Origin of the sequence: Bradyrhizobium sp. WYCCWR 13022, assembly GCF_030435535.1 — a bacterium.
Lineage (GTDB): Bacteria > Pseudomonadota > Alphaproteobacteria > Rhizobiales > Xanthobacteraceae > Bradyrhizobium.
Genome location: NZ_JAUIZJ010000031.1, coordinates 137,939 through 156,139 on the forward strand (window position 1 = coordinate 137,939; position 18,201 = coordinate 156,139).

The 18,201-nt window shown below is 64.3% G+C and carries 17 protein-coding genes; 7 read left to right on the plus strand and 10 right to left on the minus strand.

The annotated features are described in order from the left end of the window. Positions 1-16: 16 nt before the first annotated feature. The 6 genes from QY049_RS34060 to QY049_RS34085 are packed head-to-tail and all read right to left on the minus strand — an operon-like array spanning position 17 to position 5,498. Positions 17-487, minus strand: a complete 471-nt coding sequence (locus QY049_RS34060) for a chemotaxis protein CheW (protein WP_258762988.1) — start codon at positions 485-487, stop codon at positions 17-19. A 32-nt stretch (positions 488-519) separates the two neighbouring features. Beyond that, positions 520-2,217, minus strand: coding sequence for a methyl-accepting chemotaxis protein (locus QY049_RS34065; RefSeq protein ID WP_258762989.1), 1,698 nt, complete (start codon positions 2,215-2,217; stop codon positions 520-522). A gap of 38 nt (positions 2,218-2,255) precedes the next feature. Continuing rightward, a complete protein-coding gene (locus QY049_RS34070; RefSeq protein WP_194477493.1) occupies positions 2,256-2,717 on the minus strand; it encodes a chemotaxis protein CheW in 462 nt (153 codons plus the stop codon). Then, positions 2,717-4,813 carry a chemotaxis protein CheA gene (locus QY049_RS34075; RefSeq protein ID WP_258762990.1) on the minus strand — a complete coding sequence of 699 codons (2,097 nt, stop codon included), beginning with the start codon at positions 4,811-4,813 and terminating at the stop codon, positions 2,717-2,719. Before QY049_RS34075 ends, QY049_RS34070 begins: the two co-directional genes overlap by 1 nt. Then, positions 4,810-5,175 (minus strand): response regulator, encoded by a 366-nt coding sequence (locus QY049_RS34080; RefSeq protein WP_194477495.1) that lies wholly within the window; start codon positions 5,173-5,175, stop codon positions 4,810-4,812. The genes QY049_RS34075 and QY049_RS34080 overlap by 4 nt, the downstream gene beginning before the upstream one ends. Further along, positions 5,175-5,498, minus strand: a complete 324-nt coding sequence (locus QY049_RS34085) for an STAS domain-containing protein (protein WP_194477496.1) — start codon at positions 5,496-5,498, stop codon at positions 5,175-5,177. Before QY049_RS34085 ends, QY049_RS34080 begins: the two co-directional genes overlap by 1 nt. 285 nt (positions 5,499-5,783) lie before the next feature. Between QY049_RS34085 and QY049_RS34090 the strand changes: the two genes are divergently transcribed. From QY049_RS34090 to QY049_RS34100, 3 genes are all read left to right on the plus strand, one after another. Continuing rightward, the gene (locus QY049_RS34090; protein ID WP_258762991.1) at positions 5,784-6,923 is read left to right on the plus strand and encodes an HD domain-containing phosphohydrolase; all 1,140 of its coding nucleotides are present in this window, start codon (positions 5,784-5,786) and stop codon (positions 6,921-6,923) included. Between the two features lie 184 nt (positions 6,924-7,107). Continuing rightward, on the plus strand, positions 7,108-7,776 hold the full coding sequence (locus QY049_RS34095) for a hypothetical protein (RefSeq protein ID WP_258762992.1): 669 nt from the start codon (positions 7,108-7,110) through the stop codon (positions 7,774-7,776). A 19-nt stretch (positions 7,777-7,795) separates the two neighbouring features. Beyond that, positions 7,796-9,946 carry an adenylate/guanylate cyclase domain-containing protein gene (locus QY049_RS34100; protein ID WP_258762993.1) on the plus strand — a complete coding sequence of 717 codons (2,151 nt, stop codon included), beginning with the start codon at positions 7,796-7,798 and terminating at the stop codon, positions 9,944-9,946. A gap of 99 nt (positions 9,947-10,045) precedes the next feature. On the opposite strand, the gene pobA is transcribed toward QY049_RS34100, so the two are convergent. Continuing rightward, the gene (pobA, locus tag QY049_RS34105; RefSeq protein ID WP_258762994.1) at positions 10,046-11,218 is read right to left on the minus strand and encodes a 4-hydroxybenzoate 3-monooxygenase; all 1,173 of its coding nucleotides are present in this window, start codon (positions 11,216-11,218) and stop codon (positions 10,046-10,048) included. Between the two features lie 50 nt (positions 11,219-11,268). On the opposite strand from pobA, the gene QY049_RS34110 reads away from it, so the two are divergent. After that, entirely contained in the window at positions 11,269-12,174 is a 906-nt protein-coding gene (locus QY049_RS34110; protein WP_194482835.1) for a helix-turn-helix domain-containing protein, read from the plus strand. Between the two features lie 8 nt (positions 12,175-12,182). Here QY049_RS34110 and QY049_RS34115 read toward each other — a convergent pair whose 3' ends face one another. The 3 genes from QY049_RS34115 to pcaH form a co-directional block, all read right to left on the minus strand. Further along, positions 12,183-12,572 (minus strand): SPW repeat protein, encoded by a 390-nt coding sequence (locus tag QY049_RS34115; protein WP_194477501.1) that lies wholly within the window; start codon positions 12,570-12,572, stop codon positions 12,183-12,185. A gap of 189 nt (positions 12,573-12,761) precedes the next feature. Further along, positions 12,762-13,388: a protocatechuate 3,4-dioxygenase subunit alpha gene (gene pcaG, locus QY049_RS34120; protein WP_194477502.1), complete on the minus strand. Its 627-nt coding sequence runs from the start codon at positions 13,386-13,388 to the stop codon at positions 12,762-12,764. Between the two features lie 17 nt (positions 13,389-13,405). Further along, entirely contained in the window at positions 13,406-14,188 is a 783-nt protein-coding gene (pcaH, locus tag QY049_RS34125) for a protocatechuate 3,4-dioxygenase subunit beta (protein ID WP_258762995.1), read from the minus strand. A gap of 96 nt (positions 14,189-14,284) precedes the next feature. On the opposite strand from pcaH, the gene QY049_RS34130 reads away from it, so the two are divergent. The 3 genes from QY049_RS34130 (at position 14,285) to QY049_RS34140 (ending at position 18,192) form a co-directional block, all read left to right on the plus strand. Continuing rightward, positions 14,285-15,214: a LysR family transcriptional regulator gene (locus QY049_RS34130; protein ID WP_258762997.1), complete on the plus strand. Its 930-nt coding sequence runs from the start codon at positions 14,285-14,287 to the stop codon at positions 15,212-15,214. Positions 15,215-15,335: 121 nt separating this feature from the next. Then, positions 15,336-16,640, plus strand: coding sequence for a nicotinate phosphoribosyltransferase (pncB, locus tag QY049_RS34135; protein ID WP_258762999.1), 1,305 nt, complete (start codon positions 15,336-15,338; stop codon positions 16,638-16,640). 247 nt (positions 16,641-16,887) lie between these two features. Further along, positions 16,888-18,192: a GGDEF domain-containing protein gene (locus QY049_RS34140; RefSeq protein ID WP_258763000.1), complete on the plus strand. Its 1,305-nt coding sequence runs from the start codon at positions 16,888-16,890 to the stop codon at positions 18,190-18,192. The last annotated feature ends 9 nt before the right edge of the window (positions 18,193-18,201 follow it).

Consider the following 18,201-nt stretch of genomic DNA (forward strand, 5'->3'; position numbering starts at 1 on the left):
CTTGGTGTCGCAAAACTCAGGCCGCGCGCGGCGCCTCGCCCGGCAACTCGTCGTTTGCCATCAGCTTGGCGAGGTCGAAGATCACGACGAACTTCTCGCCCTTGCGGCCGATGCCGGCGGCGTAGTCGGACTGCCACTTGCCGCCCACTTCGGGGATCGGCTCGATCGCCTGCTCGTCGATGTCGGTGACCTCGAACACGCAGTCGGCGACGAAGCCGACGCCGACCAGACGGTCCTTCATCGGCACGTCGAGAATGATGATCCGGGTCGCCTCGGTGGCGGCGACAGTCGGCAGGCCGAGCTTGGTCCGGAGATCCACGATCGGGTAGCCGGCACCGCGCACGTCGATCATGCCGAGGAGGAAATTCGGCGCATGCGGCAGACGCGAGATCGGTCGCATGTCGAGAATTTCCCGCACGTTGCGGATGCTGATGCCGAACGTCTCGCCGGCGAGCCCGAGCGTCAGATATTGCGAGGTTGCGGCCATTGCAAAAGTCCAGGATCAGATGGTTCTAGATGTCAGCGCTGAAACTCGGCGTCGCGATCGTCCTCGCCGTCATGCATGTCGAAGGCGAAGCCTCCGCCACCCGCGACCTTCATCGCGCGCGCAGGCTTGCGAGCGAGTGCGGGCTTCTTCGCGCCGCGGTCCGCCGCCTGCATCTGCCCCGCCTTGCTGCGGAGCTGGGTGACGGCGCGGTCGATCGGCGCGGACGCGGCGCTCTCGCCGCGGCCGCCATGCTCGATGCGGAAGAACGAGATGGTCGACTGGAGCTGCTCGGCCTGGGAGGCGAGCTCTTCCGAGGTCGAGGACACCTGCTCGGATGCGCTGGCGTTCTGCTGCCCGACCTTGTCGAGCTGCTGGATCGCCTGGTTGATCTGCGAGGAGCCGACATCCTGCTCGCGGCAGGCGGCGGTGATCTCCTGCACCAGCTCGGCGGTCTTCTTGATGTCGGGCACGAGCTTGGACAGCATCTCGCCGGCTTCCTGCGCGACCTTCACGGTCTCGCTCGACAGCGTACCGATGTCGGCCGCCGCAGCCTGGCTGCGCTCGGCGAGCTTGCGTACCTCGGAGGCGACCACCGCAAAGCCCTTGCCATGCTCGCCGGCGCGGGCCGCTTCGACCGCGGCATTCAGGGCGAGCAGGTCGGTCTGGCGCGCGATCTCCTGCACGATGGTGATCTTTTCGGCGATGGTCTGCATCGCACTGACGGCGCGGCCGACGGCGACGCCGCTGGCTTCTGCGTCCTTGGCCGACTGCGCCGCGATCTTCTCGGTCTGGTTGGCGTTGTCGGCGTTCTGCTTCACGTTCGAGGCCATCTCTTCCATCGAGGAAGAAGCCTCTTCGGCGGACGAGGCCTGTTCGGTCGCGCCCTGCGAAAGCTGCTCGGCGCTGGCGGAGAGCTCCTGGCTGCCGGCGGAGACGTTCTGCGCGGCGGTGAGCGCCTCGGCGACGATCTGCCGGAGCTTTCCGACCATCACGTTCAGTGACTTGGTGAGGTCGCCGATCTCGTCGTTGCTGGAGGACGGGATCGTCTGGTTGAGATCGCCGTCGGCGACAGCGCCGGCGAGGCTGACGGCACGGCCGAGCGAACGGCTGATCGATATCGAAATCCACAGGGCTGCGGCGATCGCGACCAGCAGCGAGACGCCCAGCAACGTCAGCAGCATGAACTGCGCCTGATGTCCCTCTTCCTTCGACTCGACCGCCTGTTCGGCCATCTCCTTCTTGGTATTGTCGACATAGGCGCCCATCGACTCCAGCGCCTCATTCACGATCTTGCGGCCTTCGTTCATCGAGCGCTCGGTCGCCTTGGCCTTGTCGGTCTTCGACAGCCGGATCGTCTCTTCCTGGTAGGTATTCATCTTGCCGTAGGTCGCGGCGAAGGCGTCGAGCAGCTTCTTGCCGGCTTCGCTCGCGAGCGCGTAGACCTCGTCCCTGGTCTTGGCAGCCTCCTCGCGGCGCTTCGCGGCGTCGGAGATGGCCTGCTCGATCTCGCTGTCGGTGCCGAGGATCGCGTTCTTCTCCGCGCGAAGCTGGATCAGAATGTCCTTCTCGATCTCGGTCGCCTTCTCCATGCGCTTGGCGCGCAGAACCATGTTATCGGCGGTCGCCATCATGTCGCCGAGCTTCATGTAGGCGACGCCGCCGGCGACCATCGACAGGACGATGACCAGGCCGAACGCGCTGGCAAGCTTTGCCTTGACCGTAAATCTCATAACCAGCCCCCAACCCGGTCTCGCCGCGAGACCCCGTTTCAATTCAGAATGCGTTCCATGTTCGGAACGATGACGAACTCTTCACGCCATTTGGCAATGAAACGAATGTATTCCGGCTTCCAGTGCATGCCGACGCGCGGCGTCTGCTGCACGTCGGTCTGCGAGATCTCGGTCACCTCGTAGACCTTGTCGGCGGTGACGCCGACGAGCACGGGCTCGTTGTCGAGCTCGATCTCGATCACGACGATGCGCGTGTCCGCGGAGTCCTCGAGCTGCGGCATGCCGAAACGGATGCGCAAGTCCGCAAGCGGAATGACGTTGCCGCGCACGTTGATCACGCTCGGAACGAAGGCGCGCGCGCCCGCAACTCTGGTGACGGGCACGGGATCGATGATCTCGCGCACGAGGCCGGCGTCGAGTGCGAATTTCTCCTCACCTAGCCCGATCATGACGACCTGCATCGCGTCGGCCCGGTGCTCCGCCACCTGTCCTTCGGTCATCACGCCGCCTCGCAGATATGCTGTTTCTCGACCTTCGACTGCGCCAGGGTGACGAGCTGAGTGACGTCGAGGATCAGCGCCGCCGTGCCGTCGCCGAGGATGGTCGCGCCGGAGAAGATCGTGACGTCCGAATGCAGCTTGGAGAGCGACTTGATCACGGTCTGGTGGTTGCCGATGATTTGGTCGACGACGAGACCGACACGGGTCTCGCCGGTCGAGATGATGATCGTCTTCTGGTGGCGGTCGGGCGCGCCAGTCGACGACATCATCTCGCGCAGGCGCAGGAAGGGCACGAGATTTCCGCGCACATTGAGGAAATTGCGGCCGCGCGAGCGCTCGTCCTCGGCGGTCAGCTCGACGCATTCTTCCACGGCGGACAGCGGAATGATGTAGCGGCCCTCGCCGACACGGATCAGGAGGCCTTCGATGATTGCCAGCGTCAGCGGCAGCCGCAAGGTCACCGTGGTGCCCTGGCCCGGCCTGGTCGTCAGGTCGATCGAGCCGCGCATGTTCTCGATGGTGCGCTTGACCACATCCATGCCGACACCGCGGCCGGACAGCGCGGAGATGGTCTGCGCGGTCGAGAAGCCCGGGTGGAACAGGAACTGATGGATTTCGTGATCGGAAACCACGGCACCGGCGGAGATCAGGCCCTGCTCTTCGGCCTTGGCGCGGATGCGGGCGGTGTTGAGGCCGCCGCCATTGTCCTTCACGGTGACGAGCACCTGCGCGCCGGAGTGTACGGCCGCGAGCTCGATCCGGCCCTGTTCGGTCTTGCCATTGGCGGCGCGGGTCGCGGTGTCCTCGATGCCGTGGTCGATGGCGTTGCGGATTAGGTGCACCAGCGGATCGGCCAGGCACTCGATCATGGTCTTGTCCAGCTCGGTATCCTCGCCCGATGTGACGAACTCGACCGGCTTCGACAGGTCGCGCGACAGATCATGGATCAGGCGGCGGAAGCGGCCGAACAAAGAGCCGATCGGCACCATTCGCGCGCCCATCGTGGTGTCGCGCAAGGAGGATGCGAGGCGCTCGATCTCCTCGGCGATCATCTTGATCGAGAGGTCGGAGCCGGAGGCGGCGAGCTGGCTCAGTCGCGCCTGGGCAATGACGAGTTCACCGACCCGGTCCATCAACTCGTCGAGGCGCTCGGCCTGGACGCGGACCGTGGCAATGCCCCGATCGTCGCGCTTGGCTTCGGCCTTCGGCTCAGGCTTCAATTCGACCTTGGCCTCAGGCTTGGCTTGCGGCTTGGGCTCAGCCTCTGCGGCAGGCTGCTCGACAACGAGGGCAGCAACGGCCTCAACGACCGGTGCGGAAATCACACCCGCCGCCGGCTCTTCGTCGAGCAGATGGAACAGCGGCACCGGCGCGGGCGCTTCGACATGCTCCAGCGGCGAGAGCGTCAGCTTCATCTCGTCCGAGACGAACATGAAGACATCGTCGATCGCGTCCTTGTCGCAGGCCGCGTGCAGCTTGACGTCCCACTTCAGGTAGCAGTCTTCCGGCTCCATCTCGTCGAGGAACGGGACGCCGTCGGTGATGGGCACGACGAAGCAGGGACCGAGCTTGCAGAGATCTTCCAGCAGATCGAGCGGGTTCGAGCCGTTGCGCAGGATGTGGGATTCGAATTCCAGGTAGAGGTGCCAGCCGACCTGCCTGCTCCCGACGGGCGCGAGCGGCGGGGCTTCCGCGATCTCGGCGACCAACGCGGCTGGTCGATCCGACGACACGAAGCGCTTGAGGTCGTCGAGAATGGCCTCCCCGATGATGTCGTCGGTCGACTGCGGATCCTCGATCAGCGCGCGGATGTAGTCCTTGGCGGCCAGCGCGACCGAGATCAGCTCCTGGGTCGGCTTGATCTCGCCCTTGCGGACGCGGTCGAAAGCGGTTTCGAATTCGTGGGTAAACGATGCGACCTTGTCGAAGCCGAACATGGCGCCCGAGCCCTTGATCGTGTGCAGGGCGCGAAAGGCTGAATCGACCAGCTCGCGGTCGTCGGGACGCTGGCCGAGGTCGAGCAGGGCCCCTTCAAGGACCTCGAACAGCTCGCTGGCTTCCTGGCGAAAGACCTCGGTCGGGTCCATCGCGCTCATGCGCGCACCAGTTTTGCGACGACGGCGAGCAGTTGCTCGGGCTTGAACGGTTTGGTGATCCAGCCGGTGGCGCCGGCGCTCTTGGCCTCCTGCTTCACCGCGTCGTTGGATTCGGTGGTCAGGAACACGATCGGCATGCCGACCGCGCTCGGCAGCTTGCGCAGCGCCTTGATCAGCTCCAGCCCGTTCATGACGGGCATGTTGAGGTCGGTGATGACGAGGTCGAGCTTGCCGGCCTGCGCCTTGGCGAGGCCTTGCGCCCCGTCGCCGGCCTCGATCACGCTGTGACCCGCCGGCTCCAGCACGACCTTGATCATCTGACGGATGCTGGGGGAATCGTCGACCGTGAGAATCGTGGCCATTAGATGCCATCTTTCTTTTGCGGGAAGTGCTGATCGATCATCGCGTCGCTGGCGAAGCCGGCACGACGAAGGGTGTTGCGCAGAGACTGGGAGAAAGAGGTCAGAACCACCGGGCGGCCTTGGGCATCGCCGGTCTTGGCAGCCGACAGCAGAAGCTGAATCGAGGTCACGTCGGCCTTGTCGACGCTGGAGCAATCGATCTCGAGCCGGTCCTGCCGGCCGAACGCTTCGCGGATCAGGTCATACACGCTGCGGATCGCAGCGATGCTGCAATCAGCAGGCAGCCGTAGGGACCACTTCGGCTCAGTGACATCAGACGACATTCGTCCCCCAAATTCCCGAGACCCGCTGCACGCATGGCGCGAATCTCCTACGAGGACTATTCGCGTTGGAGAGTGTGCAAACTCCTAATGGAATCCCCCGTACAACTACGGGTCACAATCCCAAAGACTTCGCGTATGCATGCAAGCGTGCATCGTCCGCTCAAATCTCATGCGCTGCGCGCAACGTTGAGGCAGTTTGCCGCGGCATGAATGTTTGCTCCGCGTTAAATCGCGCAGGCTATTCGTCGAGGGCACGCCTCGCCATCCGAACGGGACCGGCCGCCGATGCTGACCCAAGCGCTTCTGGTTGATGACAGCCGCTCTGTCCTCAATTTCCTGAAACGTCATATCGAAGCGGAGGGGCTCGTCGAGGCCACGACCTTCCTCGATCCCGTCGCGGCGCTGGCTTGCGCGCGCGAGCGGGTGTTCGATCTCGTTCTGGTCGACTACGAAATGCCGCACATGGACGGCATCAGCTTCATCCGCGCGCTTCGTACACTGCCGGGATGCACCGATATTCCGATCGCGATGATCACCTCGCGGCAGACTGACGACCTCAAAATGGAAGCGCTGCAGGCAGGTGCAACCGATTTCCTGCCCAAGGCACCGCAGAGCGTCGAGATGACGGTGCGCTTGCGGAATTTGATTCAGCTTGGTGCAGCCGTACGCAAGCTCAACGATCGCGCGGCGCATTTGGCGAGCGACGTCGCGGCCGCCACCCGCAAGCTCGGCGAGCGTGAGGAGGAGATCATCCTGCGGCTCGCGCTCGCGGTCGAATATCGCGACAACGACACCGGCGAGCACACGCTGCGCGTTGCCCGCTACAGCCGGATCATCGCCGAGCAACTCGGTCTCCCTGCCCGGCTCTGCCGCGACATCTATCTCGCCGCGCCCCTGCACGACGTCGGCAAGGTTGCCATTCCCGACAATATCCTGCTCAAGCCCGGCAAGCTGACCGACGACGAGATGGCGGTGATCCGCACCCATGCGACGATCGGCGAGAAGATCCTCGCCGATTCGAGCTGCGAGCTGATCCAGCTCGGCGCGCAGATTGCCGCAGGCCATCACGAGCGCTGGGACGGCGCCGGCTATCCGAACGGCCTCGAGGCGGACGAGATCCCTGTCGCCGCGCGCGTGGTCGCGGTCGCGGACGTGTTCGACGCCCTGACGACCAAACGTCCATATAAAGAGCCGATGCCGCTGGACGTCGCACGCGCCTACATGGTCGAAAACCAGGGACGGCAGTTCGACCCGGCCTGCGTTGAAGCCTTTCTGTCGCGCTGGGAAGAGGTCGTGGCGATCGCCACCGGGCAGACCGCGACACCCCTGCAGAAATCCGAGGCGGCCCTCGCACCCATTATATATGGAGCCACTGGGAGCCGTTCGGACCAGGACCGCTCTCCGGAAACCGCCCCGGCGCTCTGACGGGCGCATAGCGGCACGGTTGGCTGCAGCGCCGTTTTCTGCCATCACAGGTTTGAACCTGATCCTGCCAGGCTGCACCAATACTTAGAGTGATTCTGATCACACTTGCCTGGGGTCCCCCTGATAACCTCCCAGCGAGACGTGGATCAGTCTCCTATCCTTTCGAACTGGAATGAGAAAAACCATGAGAAGCCTGATCGGCGCCATCGTCGGCCTGTTCTGCCTGAGTGCGCCGGCCATTGCGGAGACGCCGGCCGCCATCGTCGAGGACGTGCAGGGCAAGGTCGAGGGCATCGAATTCATGGACTATGTAGCGCCCGGCAAGATCATCAAGCTTGGCCCCAAGGCCGGCATCACGCTCAGCTATCTCAAATCCTGCCTGCGCGAGACCATCACCGAAGGCGTCGTGCTGGTCGGCGCGGAACAGAGCACCGTGCAACTCGGCAACATCCAGCGCGTCAAGGTGCCGTGCGATGCCAACGCCGCGCAGCTCTCCGAGCGCGAGGCGAACCAGAGCGCGGCAACCACGTTCCGCAGCATGCGAGCCGATGCCAACAGCGCGCCGGCCAAGCTGCCGACGATCTACGGTGTCGCACCGCTGATCCAGGCCAAGAGCGGCAGCACGCTGGTGATCGAACGCACCGACGGCAAGGAGCCCACGATCACACTTGCGCTGAAGAACGACATCATGGTCGCCAGAAAATTCTACGACCTTTCGAAGGCCGGCAAGTCGCTGACACCGGGCGGCAGCTATCTCGCGAAGCTCGGCAACAAGCGCTACACGTTCCAGGTCGACGCCAGCGCGACCACATCGCCGACGCCGATCATCGGCCGTCTGCTGCGGCTCGAATAGACGGTCCGCGACGGCAACGATGCGGCGGATCGGCAAGCGGGACATCGTTGCGGCGATCCTGATTGCGCTCTTTACGGGCGCGGCTTTCACGTCTCCTCCGTTCCAGCGGCTGCAAGGGCTCTCGCTCGACATTCTCACGGCCTTGCGCTGGACAATGTTCGGCGACCATCGTGATCCCGCGACGTCGCCGGTCGTCGTCGTGGCGATTGACGGAGAGACCTACGAGACGCCGCCCTTCAAGGGATCGCCGACGCAAACCTGGACGCGCGAGATCGGCCGGGTGCTCGGCAGCATTGCCGAGGGGGGCGCCAAGGTCATCGGATTCGACGTCATCTTTCCGAGCTCGATCGAGCAGTCGGAGATTCCCTTTGGCGATGTGTCGTTCGGCAGCCGCGTGAGGGGATTTGACCGGGACTATCTGATCGCGCTCAGGAAGCTCTCCGACAGCGGCAAGCTCGTGCTTGGCGAGATTCTCAGCAATGACCATCCGGACAGGCCCGATCGCGCGCAGCAACTGGCGGTGAAAAACAACATCCGCGCCCTCAACGTCCATACCGACCCCGACAACGTCATCCGACGGATGCCGCTGAGCTTCTCGATCGAGGGGCAGCCGGTGCCCGCGATGGCCGTCGAACTCGCCGCGCGATCGCTCGGCGTCAAGCCCGAGGCCGGCCCCACCGGGATAACGAGCTTGTCCGGCTACGCGGTCCCGGGCGCGGTGCCCAACACGCTCACCCTCAACTTCCGCGGCATGGGCCACGACGTTCCCGCTTATTCCTTCGCCGATCTGCGCGCCTGCGCCGAGAAGGGAGACACCGACTTCTTCCGCCGTGCCTTCGACGGCAAGATCGTGCTGCTCGGCAGCATCCTCAATTTCGAAGACCGCAAGCTCACGTCGATGCACCTGGGCCGCGGTTATGACGGAGGACCGGCGGCGCGATGCGCTCTGCCCGCCCCTGCGAGCGCTGCGAAACAAGCCCGTAGCGCGGTTGCCGGCGTCTTCGTCCACGCCACTGCTGTACGAAATCTGATCGAGCATGACGCCGTCACCGAGCTCCCCTTTCCGCTGCGGACGATCCTGACGATCGTGTTCGCGGCGATCATTGCCGCCGCCGCCTGCCTGCTCGCTCCGACCGGCGCGGCGATCACCTGGCTCGGACTCGCCGTCGCCTACGCTGCCGTCGCCGTCGGCACATTCGCGCACGCCATCGCGTTGCCCCTGACCGAGCCCGTGCTCGCGGGTCTCACAGCGCTCGCGATGATGATCGGCTACCGCTTCGTGATCGCCGACCGCGAGGAGCGTTTCCTGCGCAAGAGCTTTGCATTCTATCTCGCGCCCGAGGTGATCGACGGCATGGTCGCCTCCGGCAAGATGCCAGTGCTCGGCGGCGAGATGCGCAACATCACCATGTTCTTCTCGGACCTCAGCGGCTTCTCCTCGATTGCCGAGAAGATGACGCCGGCAGAGCTGGTCGCATTGATGAACGACTATCTCTCGGCCATGACCGACATCATCGAAAGCCATGGCGGCTATGTCGACAAATATATCGGCGATTCCATCGTCGCGATGTTCGGTGCGCCGGCCGTCGATCCCGATCATGCGCAGCACGCGGTGGCGGCAGCGCTGCAATGCCGCGACCGGCTCGACGAGCTCAACGACAGCCATCCCGCGTTTCGGGGCCGCGGTCTCGCCCACCGCATCGGGCTGAACAGCGGCGAAGCGGTGGTCGGCAATATCGGCTCGCGCCGGCGCTTCAACTACACCGTCATGAGCGACACCGTGAACCTGGCTTCACGGCTCGAAGGCGCGAACAAGTATTTCGGCACCGTGATCATGGCCTCCGAGGCAACCGTGAACCAGAGCCGCAGCGCCTATGTCTGGCGCGAGCTGGACATGGTCAGGGTGCAGGGACGCGACGAGCCGATCAGGGTATACGAGCCGCTCGCCGAGAAGAGCCAGCAGACGCAGGAGCAAGGCATTCGCGCGGCGACTTATGCCAAGGCACTGGCGTGCTGGCGCGCCCGCGACTTCGCAAAAGCGGCCGAGCTGTTTGAAAGTGCCGGCGGAGACGATCCGCCGTGCCGATACTTCGCCAAACGTGCGCGGATCATGGCGACCAATCCACCGGCGGCCGACTGGACGCCGGTGAATACGCTGGAAGGGAAGTAGCTGCTGCTAAAGCAATCCCTCGACAATCTCCAGACACCTCTTCCGGAGGGAGGGGTACGACGAGGGGGGCAGGCCGATCGAACCCAGCGCCATCATGCTCTAGAACGGTAGCCCCACGTAGTTCTCTGCGAGCAACCGCTGCGCCGTCTCCGACGAGAGCAGATAGTCCAGCTCCGTCTGCTGGAGCCGGTCTTCATACTCGGAGCGATCGGGGAAACGATGCAGCATCATCGTCATCCACCAGGAGAAGCGCTGCGCCTTCCATATACGCGCCAGCGCCTTTGCGGAATAGCCTTTCAGCCCGGAATCGTCGCCATTCTGATAATGGGCGAGCATCGCGTGATAGAGATAATGGATGTCCGAGGCCGCGCTGTTCAGCCCACGCGCGCCGGTCGGCGGCACGATGTGGGCAGCATCGCCGGCGAGGAACAGGCGGCCGTAACTCATCGGCTCGGCAACGAAGCTGCGGAGCGGTGCAATGCTCTTTTCGATCGAGGGACCGGTCACCAATCGCGCAGCGACGTCGTCCGGCAGGCGACGCTTCAGCTCGGCCCAGAACGCCTCGTCCGACCAGTCCTCGACCTTGTCGGTGAGCGGCACCTGGACATAATAGCGGCTCAGCACCTGTGAGCGCAGCGAGCAGAGTGCGAAACCGCGATCGTGCTTCACATAGATCAGTTCCGGCGACACCGGCTTGGTGCGCGATAGCACCCCTAGCCAGCCGAACGGGTAGACCTTCTCGTATTCGCGCAGCACGTCCTTCGGGATCGACTTGCGGCTGACGCCGTGAAAGCCGTCGGCGCCGACGATGTAATCGCAATCGACGCGAACGGTCGCGCCGTTCGCGCGGTACGTCACGTAAGGCCGATCCGACGCCAGGTCATGCGGCGTCACGTCCTCGGCATTGTGCACCACCTTGCCACTGAGCCGGTCGCGCGCCTCGTAGAGGTCGCGCGTCAGCTCCGTCTGGCCGTAGACCAGCACCGAATTGCCGCCGGAATGCTTGTGCAGATCGATATGGGAGAGCACGCCGTCATGGGCGATCTCGAAGCCGTTGTGGATCTCGCCCTCGCGGTCCATCCGCTCGCCGCATTGCGCCTCGCGCATCAGCCTGGCAAAGCCGTGCTCCAGCACACCGGCACGAATGCGAGCCAGCACGTGGTCGCGGCTGGACTTCTCCAGCACGATCGTGTCGATGCCCTTCAGATGCAGAAGCTGGGACAGCAACAGCCCGGACGGCCCGCCGCCGATGATGCAGACCTGAACTTTCATCTTTCCGTCCTCCCGCGCCTACTTTTTTGCAGATTCAGCTGCTCGGACCGATGGAGGGTTTTGCCATTGTCTTGTACTATTCGAACATGAGGACAGCAGCCCCCGCCCCGGCCATCCGGGTCTACAACCTGTTCGGCGAAGCCGGCGACCTGCCGGACGTGGTCCATTGCGAGACGATTGCGTCCCGCTCGGTTCTGCACGACTGGACGCTCGCCGTGCACCGGCATGCCCGTCTGCACCAGGTGCTGCTGATCGAGCGCGGCGGCGGCGAGGCGACGCTCGACGGGCGCGTGGTGCCGCTCAAGCCGATGCAGATCGTCAACGTGCCGGTCGGCCATGTCCACGGCTTCAGCTTCGTGCCCGGAACCGAAGGCTGGGTGCTGACCATCGCCGCTGAAATCCTTGACGAGGTCCTGCTCGCGGCAGAAGGGCTGCGCGGCGTCCTGTCGCAATCGGCCGTGGTGCGCGGCACGCCGCAGATCCGCGCCACCATGAAACAGATCTTTGCCGAGCACGCCGCGCGCGATTTCGGCCGCGCCCATGTGCTGCGCGCGCTGTCGGCGGCCATGATCGGCCTCGTCGCACGTGCCCTCACCGGCGAGAGCGGCGGCGGCGGCAATGCCGAGACAAACCTGTTCCGCCGCTTCGAAGCCTCGCTCGAACAGCATCATCTGGAGCGCTGGACGGTGGCCGACTATGCGAAGGCACTCGCCATCACGCCGACCCATCTCAATCGTGTCACGCGCGCGGCGACCGGCGACACCGCCTCGCATCTGATCCTGAACCGGCTGATCCGCGAGGCGCGGCGCAACCTCGTCTACACCAACCTGCCGGTCTCGACGATCGCCTATGCCCTTGGCTTCGAGGACCCCGCCTATTTCAGCCGGGTTTATGCCGCAGCCACCGGGCTGTCGCCGCGTGCCTTTCGGACGCAGCTTCATGGCGACGAAGCCTGATCGAAGCTCTACTGGCGGACGCTTTTCCGCCGCGCTTCCGCGAGAGCGTCGTCCGGATGCCTCTTTTCGTAGTGCAGAAAGAGATCGAGCAGCGCCAGGAGCACGATGGCGATACCGAAGCCGATGCTCAGGTGCATCGCCCGCGTATGCGGAAATCCGAGCAGCCAGGGCGATGCGATGAGCCAGACGCCCATCAGGACGTTGATCCATTCCTCCCAGTCCCGGTAGGCAATGATGGCTGCCAGCGAGAGCACGACGATGATGGCGCTCGTGACCCACAGGTCGATCTTGCCCTGGCTATTGGTCAGCTTGAACAGCCACGGCGATACGAAGAGGACGGCTGCCAGAAGGAGATTGTAGACGTCTGGGGCCGTTTCGCGCTCTTGCAGCTTGCTCATGACAAACCTCCGCGAGGGACCTATCGGAGCAAGGATCGGGAGGCGATTTGGTTCCTGGGCGGCAGGGATCTTTGGCCTAGACTTTGGTCTCACTCCCGAAGCGGCGACGATAGTCCTGCGGTTCCGAGATCGCGACGACAGAAACGGCCCTATCCTCGAACGGGGCCGTTTCATCTTAGACGGGATCAATCAGACGTCGAAGAAAACCGTCTCGTCCGGTCCCTGCAGATTGATCGTGAAGGAATACACGACCTTGCCGGCCCGCTCGCTACGCGTTGCGATCAGCGTCTTGCGACGCACCTGCGGCTCGACCAGGTTGAGCACGGGATCGGCGGCGTTGGCGGCTTCCTCGTCGGAGAAATACAGACGCGTGTTGAGGCCGATATTGATGCCGCGCGCGACGATCCAGACATTGACGTGCGGCGCGCATTTGCGTCCCGCCTTGTCGGTGATGGCGCCCGGCTTGATGGTCTCGAAGGTGACGACGCCACTTTCAAAATCGGAGCCGCCGCGGCCCCAGCCGCGAAACTCCTCATCCAGCGCGCCGACGGAACGATCGGCCGGATGATTGTAGCGACCGGCCGCGTTGGCCTGCCAGATCTCGAGCAGCACATCGCGCAGCGGCGAGCCGCTGCCGTCGAGCACCTTGCCTTCCAGCGTGATGCGCTCGCCTTGCGTGTTCGGCGTCACCAGCACGTTGGAAAAGTTCTTCTCGAAAATGTCGAAGCCGGCCATGGCCGGAATCAGGCCGATATGGACGTAAGGGCCGGCGGTCTGCGAGGCGGTTTCCTTGAGATAGTCGAGTGGCTGCGGCATGATTCAGTTTCCTGGGCTCAGTTGCCTTCGGGACGATTTTCGAAATAGGTGGAGCGCTGGCCTCGCAGCACGATGTCGAAGCGGTAGGCGAGCGAGTCGAACGGCGTCGAGGCGTTGAGATCGAGCGGCGCCACCAGGCGATCGAGCGCGTCCTTGTCCGGGATCGTCGTCAGGATCGGACAGACCGGGATCAGGGGATCGCCCTCGAAGTACATCTGCGTGATCAGCCGCTGCGCAAAGCCCGAGCCGAACACCGAGAAGTGGATGTGGGCGGGACGCCAGCTGTTGACGAAGTTGCGCCAGGGATAGGGGCCCGGCTTCACGGTGCGGAAATAGTAATAGCCGCTGTCGTCGGTCAGCGCGCGGCCGCAGCCGCCGAAATTCGGATCGATCGGCGCCAGATAGGTATCTTTCTTGTGCCGGTAGCGGCCGCCGGCATTGGCCTGCCAGAACTCGACCAGGGTGTTCGGCACGCCGCGGCCGGTCTCGTCGAGAACGCGGCCATGGACGACGATGCGCTCGCCGACGGGATCGCCGTCCTTGGCGTAGTTGCGGATCAAATCGTTGTCGAGCGGCCCGAGATCGTTGTGGCCGAACACCGGTCCCGTGATCTCCGAGACCGAGTTCTCGAGCGACAGCAGCGCCTGGCGCGGCGAGCGCAGCACCGAGGATTTGTAGCCGGGCGCGTATGCCGGCGGATGGATGGTGCGGTCGCGCTGGAAAAAGCCGCCGTCGCGCGGGGTGAACGGCTCGGGGCTGTTGAGGCGAGGATCCCGTAAGGCTGGCGCCTGGACATTCATCGGCGTTGTCTCTCCCTGTGGCCGCGACCGGTCCGGACGCGGCGTGTCGGCGAGATCATGGGCCGGCCTATTCCACAAATAAATAGATCGATTATAATGCATTGCATGAAGGAAATCGATCATTTGGCGCTCGACGGCCACGCCCTCGAACTGTTCCTGGCCGTCCTGGAGGAGGGCTCGGTGACCGCAGCCGCAACGCGCCTCGACCTGACGCAATCGGCGGTCAGTCACGGCCTGAACAAGCTGCGGCGGATCGCCGGCGATCCCCTGTTCGCGAAGTCCGGCCGCGGCATCGTCGCGACCGCCCATGCCCAGGCCCTGGCCGCGAAGGCGCGCGCGCTGATCGACGAGATGCGCAGCTTCGCCGGCGGCGGCACCTTCGAGCCGGCCAGCGCGCAGCTTTCGCTGACGATCGCCGCCAACGATTTCCAGCGTGACCTGCTGCTGCCGCGCTTCTTCGGGCATGTCGCCGCGCAGGTGAAGAGCCTCAATCTGCGCGTGATCCCATCGCAATCGCCCTCGCCCGCGATGCTGCGCGAAAATCGCTGCGACCTGCTGATCACCCCGCTGCCGCCTGTTGGCGTCGACATCGTGCAAAAGCGGCTGCTGAGCGACCATTACGTCTGCTATTTCGATCCCAAGGCGCGCGCCGCGCCGCCGGGCCGCGCCGCCTATCTCGCCGCACGCCATATCACCGTGGTCTATACCGACAACGAGCGGCTCGACTTCGATCGCCGGCTCGCTGCGAACGGCTTTCACCGCGACATTGCCATCTCAGTGCCGAGCTTCTCGGGCGTGCCGTCGTTCCTGCGCGGCTCGCAGATGCTGGCGAGCATGCCGAGCCTGCTCGCCTCCGGCGTAATGCACGGTTTTGCGCATGCGCGGATACCACTGCCCTCGCGCACCCGCACCCTGGCCGAGTTGCCGATGTTCATGGTCTGGCACCAGCGCTATCAGAAGGACCAGGCCCATCGCTGGGTCCGGGCGCAATTGGAGTCCGTGGCTGCGACGGCCGCGGGCGGCTGACCTGGCCGTTACGATGGCCGAGGGAATTGTTTCACCGCCCCTGATGACACCGACCCGCGCCGTGGCCAGCCCCTCGCCAAACCCACTGGTTGCGCGCGGGCGGCCACGCTAGAATTCGGCCATGACAGTGACCGACATTGCGAGCCGAACCTACAATCATAGCTGGCGGCTGGATCCCATCATCCGCAGCCTGCTTGATACCGACTTCTATAAGCTATTGATGTTACAGATGATTCGGGAAGACTACCCGGATCAGCAGGTGACCTTCTCGGTCATCAACCGCTCGCGCCATGTGCGCCTTGCGGAGACCATCGACGAAGGAGAGCTGCGCGCCCAGCTCGACCACGCCCGCACCATCCGCTTCACCAAGAAAGAGCTGATCTGGCTCGCCGGCAACACCTTCTACGGCAAGACGCACATGTTCTCGGCGGACTTCATCCGCTGGCTCGCCGAATTCCGCCTTCCCGAATACGAGCTGCGCAAGGTCGAGGGCCAGTACGAGCTGCATTTCCACGGGCCGTGGACCCACACCACGATGTGGGAGATTCCCGCGCTCGCCATCCTCAACGAATTGCGCTCGCGGTCGGCAATGAAGGGCCGCGGCCGCTTCGAGCTCGACGTGCTCTATGCCCGCGCCAAGGCCAAGCTGTGGACCAAGGTCGAGCGGCTGCGCAAGCTGGAGAATCTGCGGCTGTCCGACTTCGGCACCCGCCGCCGCCACGGCTTCCTCTGGCAGCGCTGGTGCGTGGAAGCGGTGAAGGAAGGTCTTGGTTCATCCTTCATCGGCACCTCCAACGTGCTGCTGGCGATGGACAACGATCTCGAAGCCATCGGCACCAACGCGCACGAGCTGCCGATGGTCGCGGCCGCGCTCGCCAAGGACGACGAGGAGTTGCGCTGGGCGCCCTATCGCATCCTCGACCAGTGGCGTCAGACTTATGGCGGCAATCTGCTGATCGCGCTGCCCGACGCCTTCGGCACGAAGGCGTTCCTGCGCGATGCGCCGGAATGGGTGGCCGATTGGACCGGCTTCCGCCCCGACAGCGCGCCGCCGATCCAGGCCGGCGAAGAGATCGTGGCCTGGTGGGAGAAGAAGGGCCGCAATCCCAGGGACAAGCTGCTGGTGTTCTCCGATGCGATGGACGTCGGCTCGATCGAGGAGACCTACCACCACTTCGCCGGCCGCGTGCGGCTCTCGTTCGGCTGGGGCACCAACCTCACCAACGATTTCGTCGGCTGCGCGCCGGACGGCTCGTTCAACCTCGATCCGATCTCGCTGGTCTGCAAGGTGTCGTCGGTCGACGGACATCCGGCCGTCAAGCTCTCAGACAATCCGGAGAAGGCGACCGGAATGCCCTCGGAGATCGAGCGGTACTTGCGCGTCTTCGGCGATGCCGGCCGCGTCCGCAAGCCAGTGCTGGTGTAGCGCCGGGCTGAAATCCTCTCGATCGGGTAAACGGCGAAAGTCGGATTTGCGGCATCGGCGCGCCGATACCGCTCCGGTTCCGGCTGCGTAGCATTTGCAGCGATCTACACGCATCGGTTTCACAGCGCTTTCACCGTGCGCGGTGGTCTTTCGGCTTCTTCAAGTCGAATTAAGCAGTGTTCCCGTCTTATTGGCGTTATCAGCGGAACGCTCCGCTGGGATCGTTGAGTGATTTGGGGAACGCAGAGTGTTTCGCAGAACAGCAACGTCGGCGAAGGAACGCAGCTTCCTTCACGTCATCAAGCTCGTCTCGCCATTCGTCATGGTCGTCGTGCTGCAGGCGACGATCGCGGGATTGAGCCTCGAGGTGATGTCGTCGGTTCGCGCCTATGTCGCGGGCGAGGCGATGTGGTCGCGCTCGCAGAAGAACGCTGTCTATTTCCTCAATCTCTATCTGCACTCGGGCGAAGCCGGCCAGTTCGCGCAATACCAGAGTTCGCTCGCTGTCCCGATCGGCGACGAATATGCGAGATGGGCGCTGGAGCGCGATCCAGTCGATGTCGAACTCGCGCGCATCGGCTTCCTGCAAGGCGGCAACCATCCCGATGACGTTCCCGGCCTGATCTGGCTGTTCCGCTATTTCCACCAGGTCAGCTTCTTCCGTGATGCAATCCGGGAGTGGACCGCGACCGATCCGATGCTGCTGGAGCTCAACGTCTTCGGTGAGGTCATTCGAGGAGAACTGAAGGACGGCCCCATCGGCGACAGCGGCCGCCTGCAATTCCTGTCGGCCCGGCTCTCGGAGCTGAACAGGCAATTCACCGAGCATGCCGAGCGGTTCTCGGCGGTGCTGGGCAAGGGCTCCCGCGCGATCAAGCTGACGCTGACGTGGCTGAACATCGCCACCGCCGCCGCCTTGATCCTGCTGTTGATCTGGCACACGCGGCGACTGGTGCTCCAGCGGCAGGCGTTCGAGGATGCGCTGCACGCCGAGAAGGAGCGCCTCGCCTTTCAGGCCTCGCATGATTGGCTGACTGGTAGTGTCAATCGCCGCGCCTTCGAAGCCCGCCTGCAAAGTGAGCTCGATGGTCGCAGCGAAGGTGCGCTCAGCCTGATCCTGCTCGACCTCGACCAGTTCAAGAGCGTCAACGACAGCTGTGGGCATCTCGCGGGCGATCGGCTGCTGTGTCAGGTCGCGCAGCTGTTGCAGCAGGGCCGGCGGCCGCATGATCTGGTCGCCCGGCTCGGCGGCGACGAATTTGCACTGATCTTGCCGCAATGCGCGCCCTACGACGCCGTCGACATCGCCGAGCGGCTGCGCCGGTCGCTCGAACTGTTCAGCTTCGCCTGGGACGATCGCTGTTTTGCGGTGACCGCGAGTATCGGCGTTGCCTGCATAGCCGACCGCGACACCACGCTCGAGGAGGTCATGCGTCAGGCCGATGCCGCCTGCTATCGCGCCAAGGAAAAGGGACGCAACCGGGTTCAGGTCGACAACGGGAAACCCGATGTCGTCGTCGTCACGAGGCCGCGCGAAGCCGCTCGGGCGTGACGGCGGCCA